Origin of the sequence: Paenibacillus sp. CFBP 13594, from assembly GCF_014842675.1 — a bacterium.
Lineage (GTDB): Bacteria > Bacillota > Bacilli > Paenibacillales > Paenibacillaceae > Paenibacillus > Paenibacillus amylolyticus_B.
The window spans coordinates 612,150-628,407 of sequence record NZ_JACYVQ010000003.1 but is presented as its reverse complement, the minus strand read 5'-3'; the positions used below and the strand labels follow the sequence as shown (position 1 = coordinate 628,407).

The 16,258-nt window shown below is 48.9% G+C and carries 18 protein-coding genes and 5 tRNA genes; 9 read left to right on the top strand and 14 right to left on the bottom strand.

Translation table 11 applies throughout. The annotated features are described in order from the left end of the window. Nucleotides 1-14 precede the first annotated feature (14 nt). The 5 genes from urtE to urtA all read right to left on the bottom strand — a co-directional run bounded on the left by urtE (nucleotide 15) and on the right by urtA (nucleotide 4,912). Nucleotides 15-710, bottom strand: a complete 696-nt coding sequence (urtE, locus tag IFU39_RS13605; protein WP_076209466.1) for an urea ABC transporter ATP-binding subunit UrtE — start codon at nucleotides 708-710, stop codon at nucleotides 15-17. After that, on the bottom strand, nucleotides 688-1,497 hold the full coding sequence (urtD, locus tag IFU39_RS13600; protein WP_105597715.1) for an urea ABC transporter ATP-binding protein UrtD: 810 nt from the start codon (nucleotides 1,495-1,497) through the stop codon (nucleotides 688-690). The genes urtE and urtD overlap by 23 nt, the downstream gene beginning before the upstream one ends. Continuing rightward, nucleotides 1,460-2,551, bottom strand: a complete 1,092-nt coding sequence (gene urtC / locus IFU39_RS13595) for an urea ABC transporter permease subunit UrtC (protein WP_192133146.1) — start codon at nucleotides 2,549-2,551, stop codon at nucleotides 1,460-1,462. The genes urtD and urtC overlap by 38 nt, the downstream gene beginning before the upstream one ends. Before the next feature lie 21 nt (nucleotides 2,552-2,572). Next, nucleotides 2,573-3,478, bottom strand: coding sequence for an urea ABC transporter permease subunit UrtB (gene urtB, locus IFU39_RS13590; RefSeq protein WP_105597714.1), 906 nt, complete (start codon nucleotides 3,476-3,478; stop codon nucleotides 2,573-2,575). Between the two features lie 183 nt (nucleotides 3,479-3,661). Further along, a complete protein-coding gene (gene urtA, locus IFU39_RS13585) occupies nucleotides 3,662-4,912 on the bottom strand; it encodes an urea ABC transporter substrate-binding protein (protein ID WP_192133145.1) in 1,251 nt (416 codons plus the stop codon). Nucleotides 4,913-5,173: 261 nt separating this feature from the next. On the opposite strand from urtA, the gene IFU39_RS13580 reads away from it, so the two are divergent. The 6 genes from IFU39_RS13580 to IFU39_RS13555 are packed head-to-tail and all read left to right on the top strand — an operon-like array spanning nucleotide 5,174 to nucleotide 9,957. Next, entirely contained in the window at nucleotides 5,174-5,476 is a 303-nt protein-coding gene (locus IFU39_RS13580; protein ID WP_076209470.1) for an urease subunit gamma, read from the top strand. A 17-nt stretch (nucleotides 5,477-5,493) separates the two neighbouring features. Beyond that, the gene (locus IFU39_RS13575; RefSeq protein WP_149846382.1) at nucleotides 5,494-5,883 is read left to right on the top strand and encodes an urease subunit beta; all 390 of its coding nucleotides are present in this window, start codon (nucleotides 5,494-5,496) and stop codon (nucleotides 5,881-5,883) included. Further along, nucleotides 5,880-7,598, top strand: a complete 1,719-nt coding sequence (ureC, locus tag IFU39_RS13570; RefSeq protein WP_192133143.1) for an urease subunit alpha — start codon at nucleotides 5,880-5,882, stop codon at nucleotides 7,596-7,598. The genes IFU39_RS13575 and ureC overlap by 4 nt, the downstream gene beginning before the upstream one ends. Before the next feature lie 36 nt (nucleotides 7,599-7,634). Then, the gene (locus IFU39_RS13565) at nucleotides 7,635-8,327 is read left to right on the top strand and encodes an urease accessory protein UreF (RefSeq protein WP_192133141.1); all 693 of its coding nucleotides are present in this window, start codon (nucleotides 7,635-7,637) and stop codon (nucleotides 8,325-8,327) included. 33 nt (nucleotides 8,328-8,360) lie between these two features. Next, a complete protein-coding gene (gene ureG, locus IFU39_RS13560; protein ID WP_017690021.1) occupies nucleotides 8,361-9,080 on the top strand; it encodes an urease accessory protein UreG in 720 nt (239 codons plus the stop codon). Continuing rightward, nucleotides 8,998-9,957 carry an urease accessory protein UreD gene (locus IFU39_RS13555; protein WP_206759559.1) on the top strand — a complete coding sequence of 320 codons (960 nt, stop codon included), beginning with the start codon at nucleotides 8,998-9,000 and terminating at the stop codon, nucleotides 9,955-9,957. Before ureG ends, IFU39_RS13555 begins: the two co-directional genes overlap by 83 nt. 112 nt (nucleotides 9,958-10,069) lie before the next feature. Here the strand turns inward: IFU39_RS13555 and IFU39_RS13550 are convergent, their stop codons facing one another. From IFU39_RS13550 to IFU39_RS13535, 4 genes are all read right to left on the bottom strand, one after another. Next, entirely contained in the window at nucleotides 10,070-10,495 is a 426-nt protein-coding gene (locus tag IFU39_RS13550) for a helix-turn-helix domain-containing protein (protein ID WP_036610863.1), read from the bottom strand. A gap of 169 nt (nucleotides 10,496-10,664) precedes the next feature. Then, nucleotides 10,665-10,747 (bottom strand) — tRNA-Leu (locus tag IFU39_RS13545). A gap of 17 nt (nucleotides 10,748-10,764) precedes the next feature. Then, nucleotides 10,765-10,840 (bottom strand) — tRNA-Lys (locus IFU39_RS13540). Nucleotides 10,841-10,946: 106 nt separating this feature from the next. Next, a tRNA-Glu gene (locus tag IFU39_RS13535) sits at nucleotides 10,947-11,018 on the bottom strand. Nucleotides 11,019-11,325: 307 nt separating this feature from the next. Here IFU39_RS13535 and IFU39_RS13530 point away from each other — a divergent pair. Further along, complete coding sequence (locus IFU39_RS13530; protein ID WP_105597710.1) at nucleotides 11,326-12,102, top strand: DeoR/GlpR family DNA-binding transcription regulator; 777 nt, start codon at nucleotides 11,326-11,328, stop codon at nucleotides 12,100-12,102. 4 nt (nucleotides 12,103-12,106) lie between these two features. After that, nucleotides 12,107-13,003, top strand: coding sequence for a Cof-type HAD-IIB family hydrolase (locus IFU39_RS13525; protein WP_036610865.1), 897 nt, complete (start codon nucleotides 12,107-12,109; stop codon nucleotides 13,001-13,003). 64 nt (nucleotides 13,004-13,067) lie between these two features. Here IFU39_RS13525 and IFU39_RS13520 read toward each other — a convergent pair whose 3' ends face one another. Continuing rightward, the gene (locus IFU39_RS13520; protein ID WP_091015318.1) at nucleotides 13,068-13,739 is read right to left on the bottom strand and encodes an MgtC/SapB family protein; all 672 of its coding nucleotides are present in this window, start codon (nucleotides 13,737-13,739) and stop codon (nucleotides 13,068-13,070) included. Between the two features lie 93 nt (nucleotides 13,740-13,832). Beyond that, the gene (locus IFU39_RS13515) at nucleotides 13,833-14,492 is read right to left on the bottom strand and encodes a flavin reductase family protein (protein ID WP_105597709.1); all 660 of its coding nucleotides are present in this window, start codon (nucleotides 14,490-14,492) and stop codon (nucleotides 13,833-13,835) included. Between the two features lie 106 nt (nucleotides 14,493-14,598). On the opposite strand from IFU39_RS13515, the gene IFU39_RS13510 reads away from it, so the two are divergent. Then, nucleotides 14,599-15,297, top strand: coding sequence for an ArsR/SmtB family transcription factor (locus tag IFU39_RS13510; RefSeq protein ID WP_091015322.1), 699 nt, complete (start codon nucleotides 14,599-14,601; stop codon nucleotides 15,295-15,297). Nucleotides 15,298-15,518: 221 nt separating this feature from the next. Here IFU39_RS13510 and IFU39_RS13505 read toward each other — a convergent pair. The 3 genes from IFU39_RS13505 to IFU39_RS13495 form a co-directional block, all read right to left on the bottom strand. Next, a tRNA-Ser gene (locus tag IFU39_RS13505) sits at nucleotides 15,519-15,607 on the bottom strand. A 6-nt stretch (nucleotides 15,608-15,613) separates the two neighbouring features. Further along, nucleotides 15,614-15,689, bottom strand: a tRNA-Asn gene (locus IFU39_RS13500). A 93-nt stretch (nucleotides 15,690-15,782) separates the two neighbouring features. Further along, nucleotides 15,783-16,244, bottom strand: a complete 462-nt coding sequence (locus tag IFU39_RS13495; RefSeq protein WP_036669054.1) for a SprT family protein — start codon at nucleotides 16,242-16,244, stop codon at nucleotides 15,783-15,785. Between the last annotated feature and the right edge of the window lie 14 nt (nucleotides 16,245-16,258).

Below are 16,258 nucleotides of genomic sequence, written 5' to 3'. Positions count from 1 at the left end.
CCGACTAACTACAACTATACGGAGAGATGATGTTCAAACTGCGACATATCCAGTTCTTGCGGTGTCCCGTGCAAGGTTATCGTTCCTTTGTCCATGATATAGATGTAATCTGCGGCACTTCGTACAAAATCGATACTCTGCTCTACCAGCAGAACAGAGAGGTTCCCCTTTGCCTTGAGCTGCAAAATAACCTGCCGAATGTCCTCCACGATAGAAGGCTGGATGCCTTCTGTCGGCTCATCAAGTAGCAACAACCCCGGACGCGAAGCCAATGCCCGGGCGAATGCCAACTGTTGCTGCTGTCCACCACTCAGATCCCCGCCCTGCCGTCCATACATCGTCGCAAGCACTGGAAACATCGCCAGTACATCCTCCGGGAACGTTTTTACTCCCGGCGCACTTGTCTCCAGACCGAGCAATAAGTTTTCTTTCACCGTAAGCTGCGGGAAAATTTCCCGCCCCTGCGGTACATAACCGATCCCTGCCCTTGCCCGCTTGGCTGTGTCCAAAGTGGATAACTCCTGATTTTGCCACTGAATACTGCCCTTGCGTGTTTTGAGCAACCCCATTAATGTTTTCATCAACGTTGTTTTCCCTACACCGTTACGGCCCATCAGACACACCACCTGTCCAGGCTGTACATCCAGGTTCACACCACGAAGCACATTGCTTTCCCCGTAGCCGGATTCAATTCGTTGCAGCGACAACATGGTCATCCCTCCTTTTGCCCAGATACACTTCGGCCACTTTCGGATCTGCCTGTACCTCCGCCATCGTACCTTCCTTCAGCAGTTTCCCTTCATGCATCACCGTTACCTTGGCTGCGAACTCTCGCACAAACTCCATATCATGCTCCACCACCACAACCGAGCGTTCACGCGCAATCTCTTGCAGAAGTCGCCCGGTCTTGTGCGTTTCTTCATCCGTCATGCCTGCGGCTGGTTCGTCCAGCAACAACACACGTGGCTCCTGGAGAAGCAGCATGCCGATCTCCAGCCACTGCTTCTCCCCATGTGATAACGCTCCTGCACGAGCATCAACGCGATCTTGCAGACCAATCTGGAGGGTAACATGCTCCATGGCAGCACTCATTTTCCCATATCGACGAATACCGATGGCTTGCAAAGGGGAACGGCGAGTCTCCGCCGCCAGCGTCAGATTCTCCTGCACCGTCAGACCTGCAAAGATCGATGGCGCCTGGAATTTGCGTCCCACACCTTTGCGAACAATCTGGTGCTCCTTCAGTCGTGTTAATTCCGTGCCATCCGCCATCTTCACCGAGCCGGACATGGGTTTTGTTTTGCCGCATATCACATCCAGCATCGTTGTTTTCCCAGCACCATTGGGTCCGATCAGAAAATGCAGGTCATGTTCATGCAGCTTCAGATTCATTCCTTTGACCGCAACGAACCCACCAAAGGCGACCGTAATATCCTCGGCTACCAACACCGCTGATTCCTCAGTAGACTTTAGGTTTTTCCCGAGTGACTTGGACATGCGCACTCTCTCCTCTCCGCTTCAGCAAGCGAACGACATGACGATACACACCTACAATTCCGTTTGGCATGAACAAAACTACCGTTACAAAGAGCCCACCAATGACAAACAGCCACCCTTCGGGATAAGCCTCACTTATGCCTGTTTTGGCTGCATTCAGCACCACCGCTCCGATGACCGCTCCAATAAGCGTACCGCGACCACCCAGCGCAACCCACAGGACCATCTCAATGGAGGGCACAATCCCCATCATCGATGGCGAGATAATACCCACCTGAAGAACAAAAAACATGCCCGCGATGCCTGCAAGCGCACCGGAAAAAGCAAAAGCCAGCGTTTTATATCCTGCCGGATCATATCCGAGGAATCGCACCCGATTCTCTCCATCCCGCGCAGCTTCGAGCACTTGGCCGAAACGACTGTTCACCATTCGACGACAGAGCACATATGCGATCACCAGAACGGCAAGCGTTATATAGTAGAGAACAATGGTTGTTCCAGCGGAATGAAGTGTAAAACCAAAGATCGAATTATATCCGGTAATGCCATTCGTTCCACCCGTCCATTCCTGTTTACCAACAAAGAGTGTTACCGTAATAAGAACCAAGGCTTGAGTCAGGATGGTAAAATAAACACCGGTGATCCGGTTACGGAACGTAAACCATCCCAGCGCAAAGGCAAGTAATGCCGGAAGGACTATCCCCAATAACAGCGCCACCGGGAAAGAGCGAAACGGTTCCCAGAACCATGGCAGACCACTGAGGCCACTCCATCCCATGAAGTCAGGGAGCGTTGCTCCACTGGCCTGAAGCTTCAGATACATCGCCATCGCGTACCCACCCAGACCGAAGAACACTCCATGCCCAAGACTCAACACACCCCCATATCCCCAGATCAGATCGAGACCAATGGCCAGGATTGCCAGCGCCAAAAACTTGGCTAACAGACTCAGACGAAACTCCGTGGAGATTAGTGGAGCAAGACACATCATGATCAGTACAACCGCCCAGATAATCCTCATTTTCAGACTGCCAGTCTTGAGTAAAGCGGACATGAACTAACCCCCTTTTTCACATTAATCGAGACTCCGTGTGCGCATCGCGACCAAGCCGCGTGGTTTCCATTGCAAAAAAGCAACGATACATACAAATACCAGCACCTTGCCAATGGAGGCAGAGGTATAGGTTTCGAACAGCGTGTTAAACATCCCAATTCCCAGTGCACCACACACAGTTCCAACCAATTTCCCAACGCCACCCAGAACAACTACCATGAATGCATCCACAATATAATACGTGCCAAGTGAAGGACCAATTGGACCAATGAGCGTTAATGCACAACCAGCAATTCCGGCGATGCCCGAACCAATGGCAAAGGTCATACCATCCACCCGCCGAGTCGAAATTCCAAGGCACCCTGCCATGCTCCGATTCTGCATTACAGCCCTCATTCGTCTTCCGGATGATGTTCGATAGATATAGAGATACATACACAGCAGCACAACCGCAACTAATGCGATAATGAAAATTCGCTTGTATGGAAATACAATGCCATCCGAGATCGCCAATCCCCCGTTGAGCCAAGCCGGACTGGATACTCCCACATTGGGTGCTCCGAATATCGTACGGGCCAGTTGTTGCAGCATCATGCCTACACCCCATGTCGCAAGCAGACTGTCCAGCGGCCTGCCATACAGATGCCGGATCAACACTACTTCAAGCAACCAGCCAATCAGAGCCGCTACAATGAACGCAATCGGCAGAGCCACAACAAAATAGGCACCAAACCACGCTGCTGGAGCATAGGACATGAACAAATTTTGTGTTACATACGTTGCATATGCACCGATCATGATCAGTTCACCGTGAGCCATATTGATGACATTCATCAGCCCAAACGTTACCGCCAGACCGAGTGCAATTAACAACAGAATTGAACTGATACTCAGACCGTTGAATATCTGCAGGATAAACATATCCATCGCTATCCCCTCCTCCATACCGTGAATCTCGATATTTCACATGACTTCAATTCGCACCAGCCTCACATTTTATATTACAGTAACGCTTTACCGCAATACGGTAAAAGGGTGTGTTGTCACACCCTCGTCTATGAATCGGCTGCTTTGAAGCGAGTTACCTGTGTTTATTGCGAGGTTTCTATGTTATTTAGCGCTGAGGGAAACTCCCCATTCATATGTTTTCAGATAAGGGTCCGGCTTGACAGGCTCACCAGAATTCCACAATTCCTTGAACTGCCCATCTTCCTGCACCTCACCGATCCGTACGGTTTTGTAGATATGCTGATTCTCTCCATCCACGGTTACCTTACCTTCCGGGGCATCAAATTCCAGACCCTTGGCAGCTGCCTTCACCTTCTCTACGTCGGTTGATCCTGCTTTTTCCACTGCCGCCTTCCAGAGATAAACCGCCACATATCCCGCTTCAATCGGATCAGCTGTCACTCGATCAGCACCGTATTTTTCTTTATACTTGGCAACAAATGTAGCATTTTCAGGTGTATCGGTTGTCTGATAATAATTCCACGAAGCCAGATGTCCCTTCAGTACATCCGCGCCAATACCACGGATTTCTTCCTCCGCCACACTTACCGAGAGGGTTGTCATCTGATCCGAAGAGATTCCCGCATCCTTCAATTGTTTGAAGAAAGCTACATTACTGTCTCCGTTCAGCGTATTGTATACAATATCCGGCTTCGCAGCCTTGATTTTGCTAATGATGGTACTGTAATCGGTATGTCCCAGCGGTGTGTATTCTTCACCCACAACTTCGCCGCCTTCTGCTGCGAGTTGTGCCTTAATGACCTGATTGGCCGTTTTTGGGAATACATAATCGGAACCGAGCAGATAAAACGTCTTGCCCCTGTTTTCCAGTAACCAGGTTACGGATGGAACGATCTGTTGATTGGTTGTTGCTCCTGTATAAAAAATATTTGGCGACGATTCCAATCCCTCATATTGCACCGGGTAAAACAATAGACCTTTATTCTGTTCAAACACCGGGAGCATAGCCTTCCGACTGGCAGAGGTCCATCCACCAAATACAGCAGCGACCTTATCCTGTTGCAGTAACTTTCCAGCCTTCTCCGCAAAAGTAGGCCAATCCGAAGCGCCATCCTCAACTACAGGCTCGATCTGTTTACCCAAAACTCCGCCCGCGGCGTTGATCTCTTCGATGGCAAGCATCTCCGCATCTTTAACAGATACCTCACTGATCGCCATTGTTCCGCTGAGAGAGTGAAGAATGCCAACTTTAATCGTATCACCAGATGCAGCCGGCTCTCCTGTACCACCTGAACCCGAAGCTTCAGGCGGCGCAGTGCCCTCCACACATCCTGTCATCACAATGACCGCACCCAGCAAAATACTCCATAACTTGACCGACCTCTTCTTCAATAGCCTACACTCCCTTTTTTTAGTCTATTGACGAACATTAAGGTCATTTGAGTCCGAAATGTTCGTTGATCCAAATTATGGAGGGTTCCTCTCTTCATGTCAATATAGCTTACATAATTTTATTTCATGCCTACTCGTTTCATGCATACTGCTAATATGTCTTGAAGCTTATTGACAAAGGATTCACCCTGTGTGAGTATATTTAACATACAATATGATCCATGAACATATCAGACATTATAAGCGAAAGGTCGGATTACCTTGCACTGGACTGAGCAGGAAAAGGAAAAACTCCTGATTACCGTGGCCGCTAACCTCGCCCGTGAACGAAGAGCACGCGGACTCAAGTTGAATGTTCCCGAAGCCATCGCCTTGTTGACCTCCGAACTGATGGAACGAGCACGGGATGGAATGAGTGTTGCCGAATTAATGAGATACGGAGGCACCATCCTGACACGCGAAGACTGTATGGATGGTGTTCCCGATATGATTCCTGAAGTACAGGTAGAAGCCACATTTCCTGACGGTACAAAACTGGTTACCGTACATGAACCTATACGCTGAGAAAGGCAGGAGAAACCATGATTCCTGGTGAATACCGTTTGAAGCCAGATGACGACATCATCTGTCATCCGGATCGTTTAACCATACGCCTCCTTGTCCTTAACCGCGGCGACCGCCCCGTCCAAGTCGGCTCTCACGTTCACTTCTATGAAGTTAATGCAGCACTGGACTTTGATCGCACGTCAGCTTTTGGACATCGCCTACACATTCCGGCAGGCACCGCAGTTCGCTTCGAACCCGGTGAAGAGAAACCTGTTGAACTCACGACCTTTGGCGGCAAACGCCAGATTCACGGGTTCAACGGATTAACCGAAGGCTCTGCGGATCAAGCCCCCGATCCAGTGAAACTGGAGGCATTCCTGAAGACGTTCTCCCCTCCCATACAAGATGGAGGTGAACCTTCATGAAACGAATGAGCCGTGAACAATACGCGTCCATGTTTGGACCAACAACCGGTGATGCCGTAAGACTTGCGGATACCGAACTATGGGCAGAGATTGAACATGATTATGCCGTATATGGAGATGAGAGCAAGTTTGGGGGCGGCAAGGTTATCCGCGACGGGATGGGCCAGTCTACTACAGCTCTGCGTAGCGACGGCACCCCTGATACTGTCATCACTAACGCTATCATTATCGATCATTGGGGCATTGTAAAAGCGGATATCGGCATTCGAGATGGTCACATCTGCGCCATTGGCAAATCCGGTAACCCGGATACAATGGATGGTGTTCATCCCGCACTGGTCATCGGTGCTTCCACCGAAATCATCGCCGGTGAAGGCATGATTGTAACCGCTGGCGGCATTGATACCCATATTCATTTCATCTGCCCACAGCAGATTCAGACTGCATTATCCTCCGGGGTCACGACCATGATCGGCGGCGGAACAGGACCCGCAACAGGAACCAAAGCCACCACCTGCACACCAGGAGCCTGGCACATCCACCGGATGTTAGAATCGGCAGAGGCTTTTCCCATGAACATCGGTTACCTTGGCAAAGGCAACAGTTCCAGTACCGCACCTTTAATTGAACAGATTGAAGCTGGGGTAATCGGCCTGAAGTTGCATGAAGATTGGGGCACTACGCCAAGCGCTATCGATGCCTGCCTGACTGCCGCCGGGGAACATGATGTTCAAGTCGCTATCCACACCGATACACTGAACGAAACCGGATTTCTCGAAAACACCCTGGCTGCGATTAACGGCCGGACGATCCACACGTACCATACGGAAGGCGCTGGTGGCGGACACGCACCGGATATTATCCGGGCCGCTGGGGAGTCCTACGTTATCCCCTCATCAACCAACCCAACACGACCGTACACACGCAACACTGTAGAAGAGCATCTCGATATGTTGATGGTGTGTCATCACCTGGACCCTTCCATCCCGGAAGATGTAGCTTTTGCCGATTCGCGGATTCGTCCCGAAACCATCGCAGCCGAAGACATTTTGCATGATCTTGGCGTGTTCAGCATCATCAGCTCCGATTCACAGGCCATGGGCCGAGTGGGCGAAGTCATTATCCGTACCTGGCAGACAGCCGACAAAATGAAAAAACAGCGCGGCAAACTTGAACTCAACCCGGATTCACCCTCCGATAACGATCGGATCAAGCGATATGTCGCCAAGTACACCATCAATCCAGCTATTGCACACGGAATCGGTCATCTCGTCGGTTCGGTGGAAGTTGGAAAGCTGGCCGATCTAATTGTATGGAAACCAGCCTACTTCGGAGTTAAACCCGAGATTGTCATCAAAGGTGGCATGATTACATTCGCCCAGATGGGTGATCCCAATGCATCCATCCCGACACCTCAGCCGGTATTTGGCAGACCCATGTTCGGAGCTTATGGGAGCGCCATTGCCAGCGGATCCATCACCTTTGTCTCCCAAGCCGCAGCAGATGCGGGGATCAAAGAGTCATTGGGCCTGAAAAAGCGGGTTGAACCCGTTAAAGGCTGTCGCTCAGTCAGCAAAAAAGACATGATTCATAACGACGTCACCCCTGTCATTGAAGTCGATCCCGAAACCTATGAGGTACGCGCCGACGGCGAACTTCTCACCTGTGAACCCGCAGACGAGTTGCCTATGGCACAGCGGTACTTTATGTTTTGATAGGAATACGGATTAGCTGATAAGGGGGCACTCATGATGAACAGTGGCACGAAGCTACTCCGTTATGTTCAGCTGCTGGATTCGGCCCTGCCCATCGGTGGTTTCTCCCATTCCTTCGGTCTGGAAGCTTACACGCATGATGGCACCGTGCGGAATACCGCGCAGCTTGAACAGTTTATTCGCAACCAGCTTCATTCCAGTCTTGTACGACTAGATGGTCTTGCCATCAAAGGCGTCTATCAGGCGATAAAACAGCAAGATGCAGTTCTACTTGCCCTGTATGACAAACGTGTCCACGCCCAGCGCTCCCCTCGGGAACTCAGGGAAGGCGGCCACAAAATGGGAAAACGACTGCTCAAGCTGGCCCGTTCACTCTATCCATGGATGGACTTTTCCCTGATTGATGAGGCCATCCGGGAATACGGTGCGTATTGCGGCATCACGACCATTCACGGTTATATCAACTATCAATTGGAGATTGAATTGGATGAAGCCGTTACCGGGCATCTGTATACCTCAGTGAACGCTTATGTGAACAGCGCACTTCGCCTGCTGCCCATCGGACAAACCGAAGCGCAGATGTTGATTCAGAAACTGCTTGATGATATCGAAGCGGAATGGGCGCTCATTCGGGAAAATGACCCGGAAGATATGCACAGCTTCGGAATCGCCCAGGAAATCTACGCCATGCGGCATGAGACCTTACCCGCGCGGCTGTTTATGTCTTAACTACAACTTTTATCTAACCAAGGAGGAATTGTTATGTGTGGAGGAGCTAATCATACGCATCATCCGGAGTGGGAACGTAAGGCATTTGATCGGAGTCGTCCGATGCGAATTGGAATTGGTGGACCGGTAGGCTCAGGTAAAACAGCCCTGGTGGAGAAGCTGTCCAAGGCACTGCGTACACGTTATAGCCTTGCTGTCATCACCAATGACATTTATACCAAGGAAGATGCCGAGATTTTGCTGCGTCAGAATGCATTGGCACCAGAGCGTATTATCGGCGTAGAGACAGGCGGATGCCCGCATACCGCTATTCGTGAGGACGCCTCCATGAATTTTGAAGCGGTTGATGAGTTAATTGAACGTTTCCCGGATCTGCAACTGATCTTCATCGAGAGCGGCGGCGACAATCTCTCTGCTGCATTCAGTCCGGAACTGGCCGATGTGTTCATCTACATTATCGACGTTGCCCAAGGGGAGAAACTTCCTCGCAAAGGCGGTCCCGGCATCACACGTTCAGATCTGCTGTTAATCAACAAAACCGACCTCGCTCCTTACGTTGGAGCAAGCCTGGAAGTTATGAAAAATGATACCGAGCGGGTACGCGAAGGCCGTCCTTATGTCATGTCTAATCTAATGAGCGGTGAAGGTGTATCCGAGATTGTCCACTGGCTTGAACATCAGTATATGGATGACGATGCTTCCGCTGCACATCTGCATTCACACAGCCATGAACATGGCACTCACTCACATTAATTCATCTTCTGTTCCCACCGGGACAGAGATGAATCGGAACGAAAGTACAGGTGAGCCCGTCACGCGCCGCAGCGAGCTTCGGGCCACCTTTGCCTTTCAAGGCGAGCGGACGGTTATGACCGATCGTTATTACAGCGCCCCTCTCCGGTTTAGCCGATCCTTTCGACCTGCCGGAGGCGGAAGCGAATTATGTGTGTACACGTCAGACGTCTCTCCCGGAGTCCTTAACGGGGATCATTATCATTCTGAGTGGGAATTAGGTGAAGGCACGCATGTCATGCTGAGCAGCACATCAGCGACCAGACTTCATCCTACACCTTCCATTCCCTCATCCGTTAATCATCACTTTCGGTTGGGAAAAGGAGCTACGCTGGAATACTTCCCTGAATGCGTCATTCCCTTCAAGGGCAGTTCTTCTTCACTCACTGTAACCTTCGAGCTGGAAGAACAGGCCATTCTTGCCTATGCAGATATCTGGTCTGCCGGACGAATTCATCGGGGAGAAGCGTTCCAGTTCGAACGCTACCGCAGCTTGACGGAGATATGGCAAGGTAAGCAACTGGCTGTCTGGGATCGATTCGGACTCGAACCGGATACCGATGACCCCAAACAATCAGCGTCTCTCCTTCACTACACACATACTGCTGCGTTATGGATGATCGCCCCAGGGCTCGGTACTGCGGAGTTGGAGCAAGTCCGATCCGTGCTGCCACCCGATGGACGAATGCTCGCAGGTGCAAGTTTGCTGGCAACCGGAGGCATCGGCGTTCGACTCCTTGGCATGGCAGCTTGGGAGCTTCAGGAGCAGTGTCTTCATATCTGGAACACACTCCGCCCCCATCTGCTGGGTAAAGAAACTCTTGTCTTTCGCAAATAAGGGCATGAAGCATGCATCGTTAATACAAAAAAACCTCTGAACTGTCTCCGAGTGTGTTCGGATTAGTCCAGAGGTTTTTGTACATTCAGTCTATGGATGCTGCTCATATCACTTACGCTTCGTTTTCCTCAGAATCGTTCTCTGATTTGTTCTCAGGTTTGTAGCGATAGTCGCCTGCATCCTTACTTTCCTTCGATTTGCGGTAACGGGTGAACTCAATATATTCGCTGATAAAAGACTGTTCCACAGTCGATAATTCACTTTCTTGGCAATTCAATTGCCGCAAAACGTCAAAAAAATAATCCTCCCGTTTTTCCCGAACCATCGCTTCCTTCGATGGACGTCCAATCATGAGCCAGTCGAGGCTCACATCAAAAAACGAAGCAATCTCAATTAGTTTATTCGTACTCGGAATAGACTTGCCACGTTTCCAATCACCCAGATTGCCTGTGCTAATCTTCAGCTGTTGGCAGAAAGCCTTCTTGGTCATTCCTCGTTCGGCAATCAGGTGTTCAATTCGCTCATAGATCGACTGCATACAAGAACCGCCTTCCAACCGTAATAATCAACTCATCTGCTTGAATTATACCACATTATTCCTGAATGCTCAGCCTTTATATGCCCGGAACAGGATGAGGTATATCGTATAACACAAAGATAGACTCCCATGAATGATCATAGAAGTCTATCTTATATTGTTGCTGTGATGCGGTCGAGAGGACTCGAACCTCCACGGGTATACACCCACTACCCCCTCAAGATAGCGTGTCTGCCATTCCACCACGACCGCATATTCAATTGTAAAAATGGTGAGCCATGAAGGGCTCGAACCTTCGACACCCTGATTAAAAGTCAGGTGCTCTACCAACTGAGCTAATGGCTCTTGCTGTAAACTTCACCGGATGTGCCATGCTTCATTCTTGTCTATAAGAGCAATGACTTTGAGGATTACTCATCGAAAATGTAGATCTCATGAGGTGGTGAAGATATGACCCGTAGGGGATTCGAACCCCTGTTACCTCCGTGAAAGGGAGGTGTCTTAACCCCTTGACCAACGGGCCTTAATATCAAGTTGTCTTTCTTGGCGACAAGAATGAGTATACCACAGGACAATTTGAACTTGCAATACTTTTTTTAAAATTTATTTTTCAAGCCTTTTTGTCCATTGTATACTGCTCTTTAGAGCCCCTTTATTAGCCACCTCCCCATTCATGCCAGTGTCATCCCCGTACAGGAACAATGTAAACCATCCATCAAAACACTTACAAAAACTTACGTTCACTTATAACATTGCAAATCACATTAAGAAAACTTATAATTAAAGTATCAGTATAAGTACGGTCATCCATACCCTTGGAGGTGACATGTTTGTTTCAAGAAGAACGAATGCAGCTCATTGTTGAACATCTTCACAAACACAATCGCATCTCAGCTGATGATATTGTCACTTTGTTTGATGTATCACGAGATACTGCTCGCAGGGATCTGATCAAGCTCGAGGAACAGGATGCCATTATCCGAACACGTGGCGGTGCAATTCTCCCCCCTCCTCCGCAAAAGTTCAGATCCTACAAAGACCGTTTACTCGATGTATCTGAGGAAAAAAGAGCCATTGGCAAACTCGCGGCCGCTATTGTAAGACAAGGCGAGATCATTATTCTGGATTCTTCCACGACCGTGCAGGCCTGTGCCGAGAAATTAGATGGCAAATCCTGTACTGTCATTACCAATTCGATTCATTCCGCTGATCTTCTCTCCAATCACACGGCTGTCCAGATTCGTTTGCTCGGTGGCAAAGTGGATAAGGAACAACGTTATGTCTATGGTACCTCTGTGATCGAGACACTCTCCCACTATTATGTAGATAAAGCCTTTATCGGAATTGGCGGTATCACCATGGACGGCTTCAGTGCTTCCGAAGAGGAAGGTAAAATTAAACACCAAATGATGAAAGCTGCCAAGAAAGTCATTGTTCTTGCAGATCAATCCAAATTTGATAGACGTTATGGTTATCGTTTTGCCGACTGGTCATTGGTGGATGTATTGATTACGGACCAATGGCCAACCAAAGAATGGCTTGTTTTTCTAGCCGAACAACAGGTTGAGATTCTCATTCCTGAACCTACAGATGATAAGGAGTTGTAAATATATGAAATTATTTGCCACAGATTTAGATGGAACTTTGTTGAACATAGATAGCCAGATTAGCCCGGAGAATGCCGCAGCTATCCAAAAGGCCCAACAATCCGGTATGAAAGTTACCATTGCAACAGGACGCGTCTATTCCGATGTTGTGACCATCAGCCGCGAAGGCGGAATCAAAACCCCGATTATCGGCTCCAACGGAGCGACAATTCATGATGCAGACGGTGAACGTTTATTCCATCTTCCGCTCGAGCGTGACACAGCAGCTTCCGTCATGCAGTGGCTGGAAGATCATGATGTCTATTATGAGGCTTCAACGCAACAAGGCATCTATGCCCCGCGTAGCAGTCATGAGACCTTGCTCGCCGAGATGGAACGTGTTCTTGGTTCAAACCCTGGTGAGGACATTGCACGCATGATTCGCTCCATCAAGAAACACTATGACAAAAAAGACTACCACCGCGTAAACAGTCACCTCGAAATTCCGGCAGAAGCCTACATCTATAATATTATGGCCTTCTCCATGAATCCGGACAAAGTAAAGACAGGACGAGAATACTTCGCTTCCCGTTCCGATGTCGCTATGGTTGTATCCTTTGAGCACAACTTCGAAATGCAGCACCCGGACGTATCCAAAGGTAATGCCCTCACCAAACTGGCGGCTCACCTGAACATCTCCATGGAAGATACAGTAGCGATCGGTGATAACTTCAACGATGTCTCCATGTTAAAAATGGCAGGACTCGGCATCGCCATGGGTAATGGCGAACCCGAAATCCAGGCATTAGCCAAAGCCATAACGCTGACCAATGTGGAGCACGGTGTTGCCCATGCCATCGAGTGCCTGCTTGAAGGTAAACCGGTATCTCGTCCAGAAACGATTGTCGGAGAAGGTCAGTAATTGAACCCATACTGAATTAAGCACTGAACCTGCATGGTCGCCTGTTGAGCCATGCAGGTTCGCTTCATTTTAACTCCGCAGATCGAACGTGAGGCACGTCCTGTAACAAAATAATCAGTTGCTCGCCCCGGTATGAACCCGGTAGTTGCAATGTGAACTCAAGCACAGTCTCTTCCACGGAGTCCGTGCTTGTTTGCTGTTCAGTCTTAAATCCGATGACCGAGATCTTCTCCTGTCCCAGCAGTGCCAAAACAGTCTTCAAGGCCTCTCCTTCATTTTGCAGATGGATGGTTAAAGTCTCTGTTCGGGCGGATACCAGCCAGCGTGTGGGTCTATGCAGTAACATCTGTGCCACGACAATAAGCAGTGTCACGCCTGCACCCGTCCAATACAGACCTGAACCCACAGCAAGTCCCATGCCTGCCGTAGCCCATATGCCAGCCGCTGTGGTCAATCCCCTGACCGTATGCCGTTGTGTGAAGATCATCCCTGCTCCAATGAACCCCACACCACTAACAACTTGTGCAGCAATCCTTGAAGGGTCAAGAGACAGATTGGCCCAGCCAGCCTGATCCTGGAATCCATACTTCGAAACAATCATCATCAGGGCTGCACCGACAGCAACCACAAAATGAGTACGAATTCCCGCCTCTTTCATTCGATTCTTGCGCTCATATCCGATTAACACACCACATATTCCAGCTATGAGTACACGCATTAAATATTCCAATTCCATGCACATCACCCCTTTCAATATGTATATGCTTACATGTGTCTATCTTTACTATTACCCAATCTTTCCCTGACTAATAAAAAGCCTCAACTCACGTTAATTCTCTGCCCGGAAATTTCCCCCTTGTCTCTTGCCCAATCCGAAATAATGTCTGAAATTATATATCAGCGGATGCCATTCCTCCGGATTAATCTTGTTCGGTCCAGAGATTAGCCTTGTGTGCGCATGCACCTTCAACGCTTTCACTTCAACAATCGCCATGAACGGTGTATGTTCGGGAATACGTATGTGTTGTACAGCCGCTTCAATCTGGAGTGGACATTCAACTATTTTATCTGGAACCACCTGAACCGAGCATTCGGATGTCAGTCCAGCTACAGTGAATTTATCATGACAGTATTCATAGCCCATCTGCCTTTTCTCCTCAGGAACCGGGTTAACTCCCGTATAACGACCCAATGCCTCAACCTTTCTCCACATGGTCGCATCTGGTAAATTAATCACACACTCCGGATGTCGACTCAGATTCTCATAGGCTTTGCCCTGTGTACCTAGGCCGAGAACGAGACAGTCCCCCAGCGCCCAAGATGAGGACAGTGGAGACAAGTTGGTTGACCCATCCTCATTTAATGTACTTAGAAGCAATACAGGCGTACCATAATATAAAATACTGGGATTAATCGTTTCATGTCGTACCACTGCGGAAATTTTGTTCAACTGCTCAGTAGCAGCGTCCGTTTTCATTATCTTGTTCATCTTGTACCTCTCCTGTTCCAATCCATTCGTTTATAAGCTCCATCTGACCCGTATGGGACGATACAACAGAATTGTAATACAGTAATAGTTCAGATATGATCGAAGTATGAATGTATATCCGAATATTACTGTTATTGCGTCGTTAATCGCTGATCCAAGTCGCTCCATTTTTCTGTCATCCTTACTGGATGGTCGGGCTTTGCCCGCAGGAGAGCTTGCTCATATGGCAGGCGTCACGCCCCAGACGGCAAGCAGTCATCTCGCCAAACTCGTAGAAGGAGGATTATTGGAAGTTGAACAGCAAGGCCGTCACCGATACTACCGTCTTGCAAACAAGGAAATTGCTAATCTGATTGAAACGATGGCCAGTATTGCCCCGCCTGTACTGATCCGTTCTCTCAAACAATCCAATCAGCTTCAACAACTGAGTCATGCACGGACCTGTTATGGTCATCTGGCCGGGAAATTGGGAATCTCGCTCTGTGAAGCCTTAATACAGAAGGGGTATCTTTCAGAGCCCGAAGAGGCACACAGCAAGGATTATCAAGTTACAGAGAAAGGAATACAGTGGTTCACTACGTTTGGAATTAAACTTCAGATGAAGCCAGGATCACGCCGTGCCATCGCTCGCAAATGTCTGGATTGGAGCGAACGCCGTCATCATCTCTCAGGCATGCTTGGGGAACAACTCAGACATCGATTATCGGAACTGGACTGGATTCGTCAAAAAACAGGAAGTCGCTCTGTCGAAGTAACGGAAGCAGGCAAGAAAGGTTTATACGAGGTGTTGAACATTTCACTTTAAGCAGAAGTGTACACGAGGGATAACCAAAGATCAGTAAACGCAAAAAATCCCCTTCACACTGACCGTTAACCGATCTAATGTGAAGAGGATTTTTTGTCAATCGGAACGGAGAGAGAGGGTTACTCTCACTTCGTTCGAGACTGCGGAGTATTGCTAACGAAGCTTTTGCTCCGACGAACCTTTAGGGTTCTCATCCCTTTGCAGAGAAGTTTAATTCAGAACGGAGAGAGAGGGATTCGAACCCTCGCACCGCTTACGCAGTCTAACCCCTTAGCAGAGGGTCCCCTTATAGCCACTTGGGTATCTCTCCAAGAAATGGCTCCCCGAACAGGGCTCGAACCTGTGACAACTCGATTAACAGTCGAGTGCTCTACCAACTGAGCTATCAGGGAAAATTAACTTGAATAAGATTAATCTATCATGATTAATAATCCAAGTCAACATGCCTTCCATCACTTTCTTTAATACATTGAACGATACTCACATCAGATATTCTGAAGCCCCAGTTTTCCCGCGCAACGACCACAACGGTAACGCTTCGGATCTATTTTCCGCTTGCGCAAATATTCCGTACCACAGCTCTTACACACCAGCTTATAACGATAGGGCAGCGGCTTTCTGCCTTTGCCGTCAGGAAGTGATTGGCAGTAACGCGAACCACCTACCTTCTGTAATAAAGCCTTGAATTCCGGATCACGATGCTGATAACCGCGCCCACGAATATGCAGATGATAGTGACACAGCTCATGCTTGATGATTTTCTCAACCTCATCTCGCCCATAGGCTTCGAGTTGATGCGGATTGATTTCAATCCGGTGACTTTTGAGCATATAACGCCCACCCGTCGTGGTCAGGCGACTGTTAAACAACGCTTCATGGGTGAACGGTACTCCGAAATGATCCAGTGATACCTGTTCAATCCATTGTTGCAATTCCTCATTTTCCATCGGTATCTTCTCCT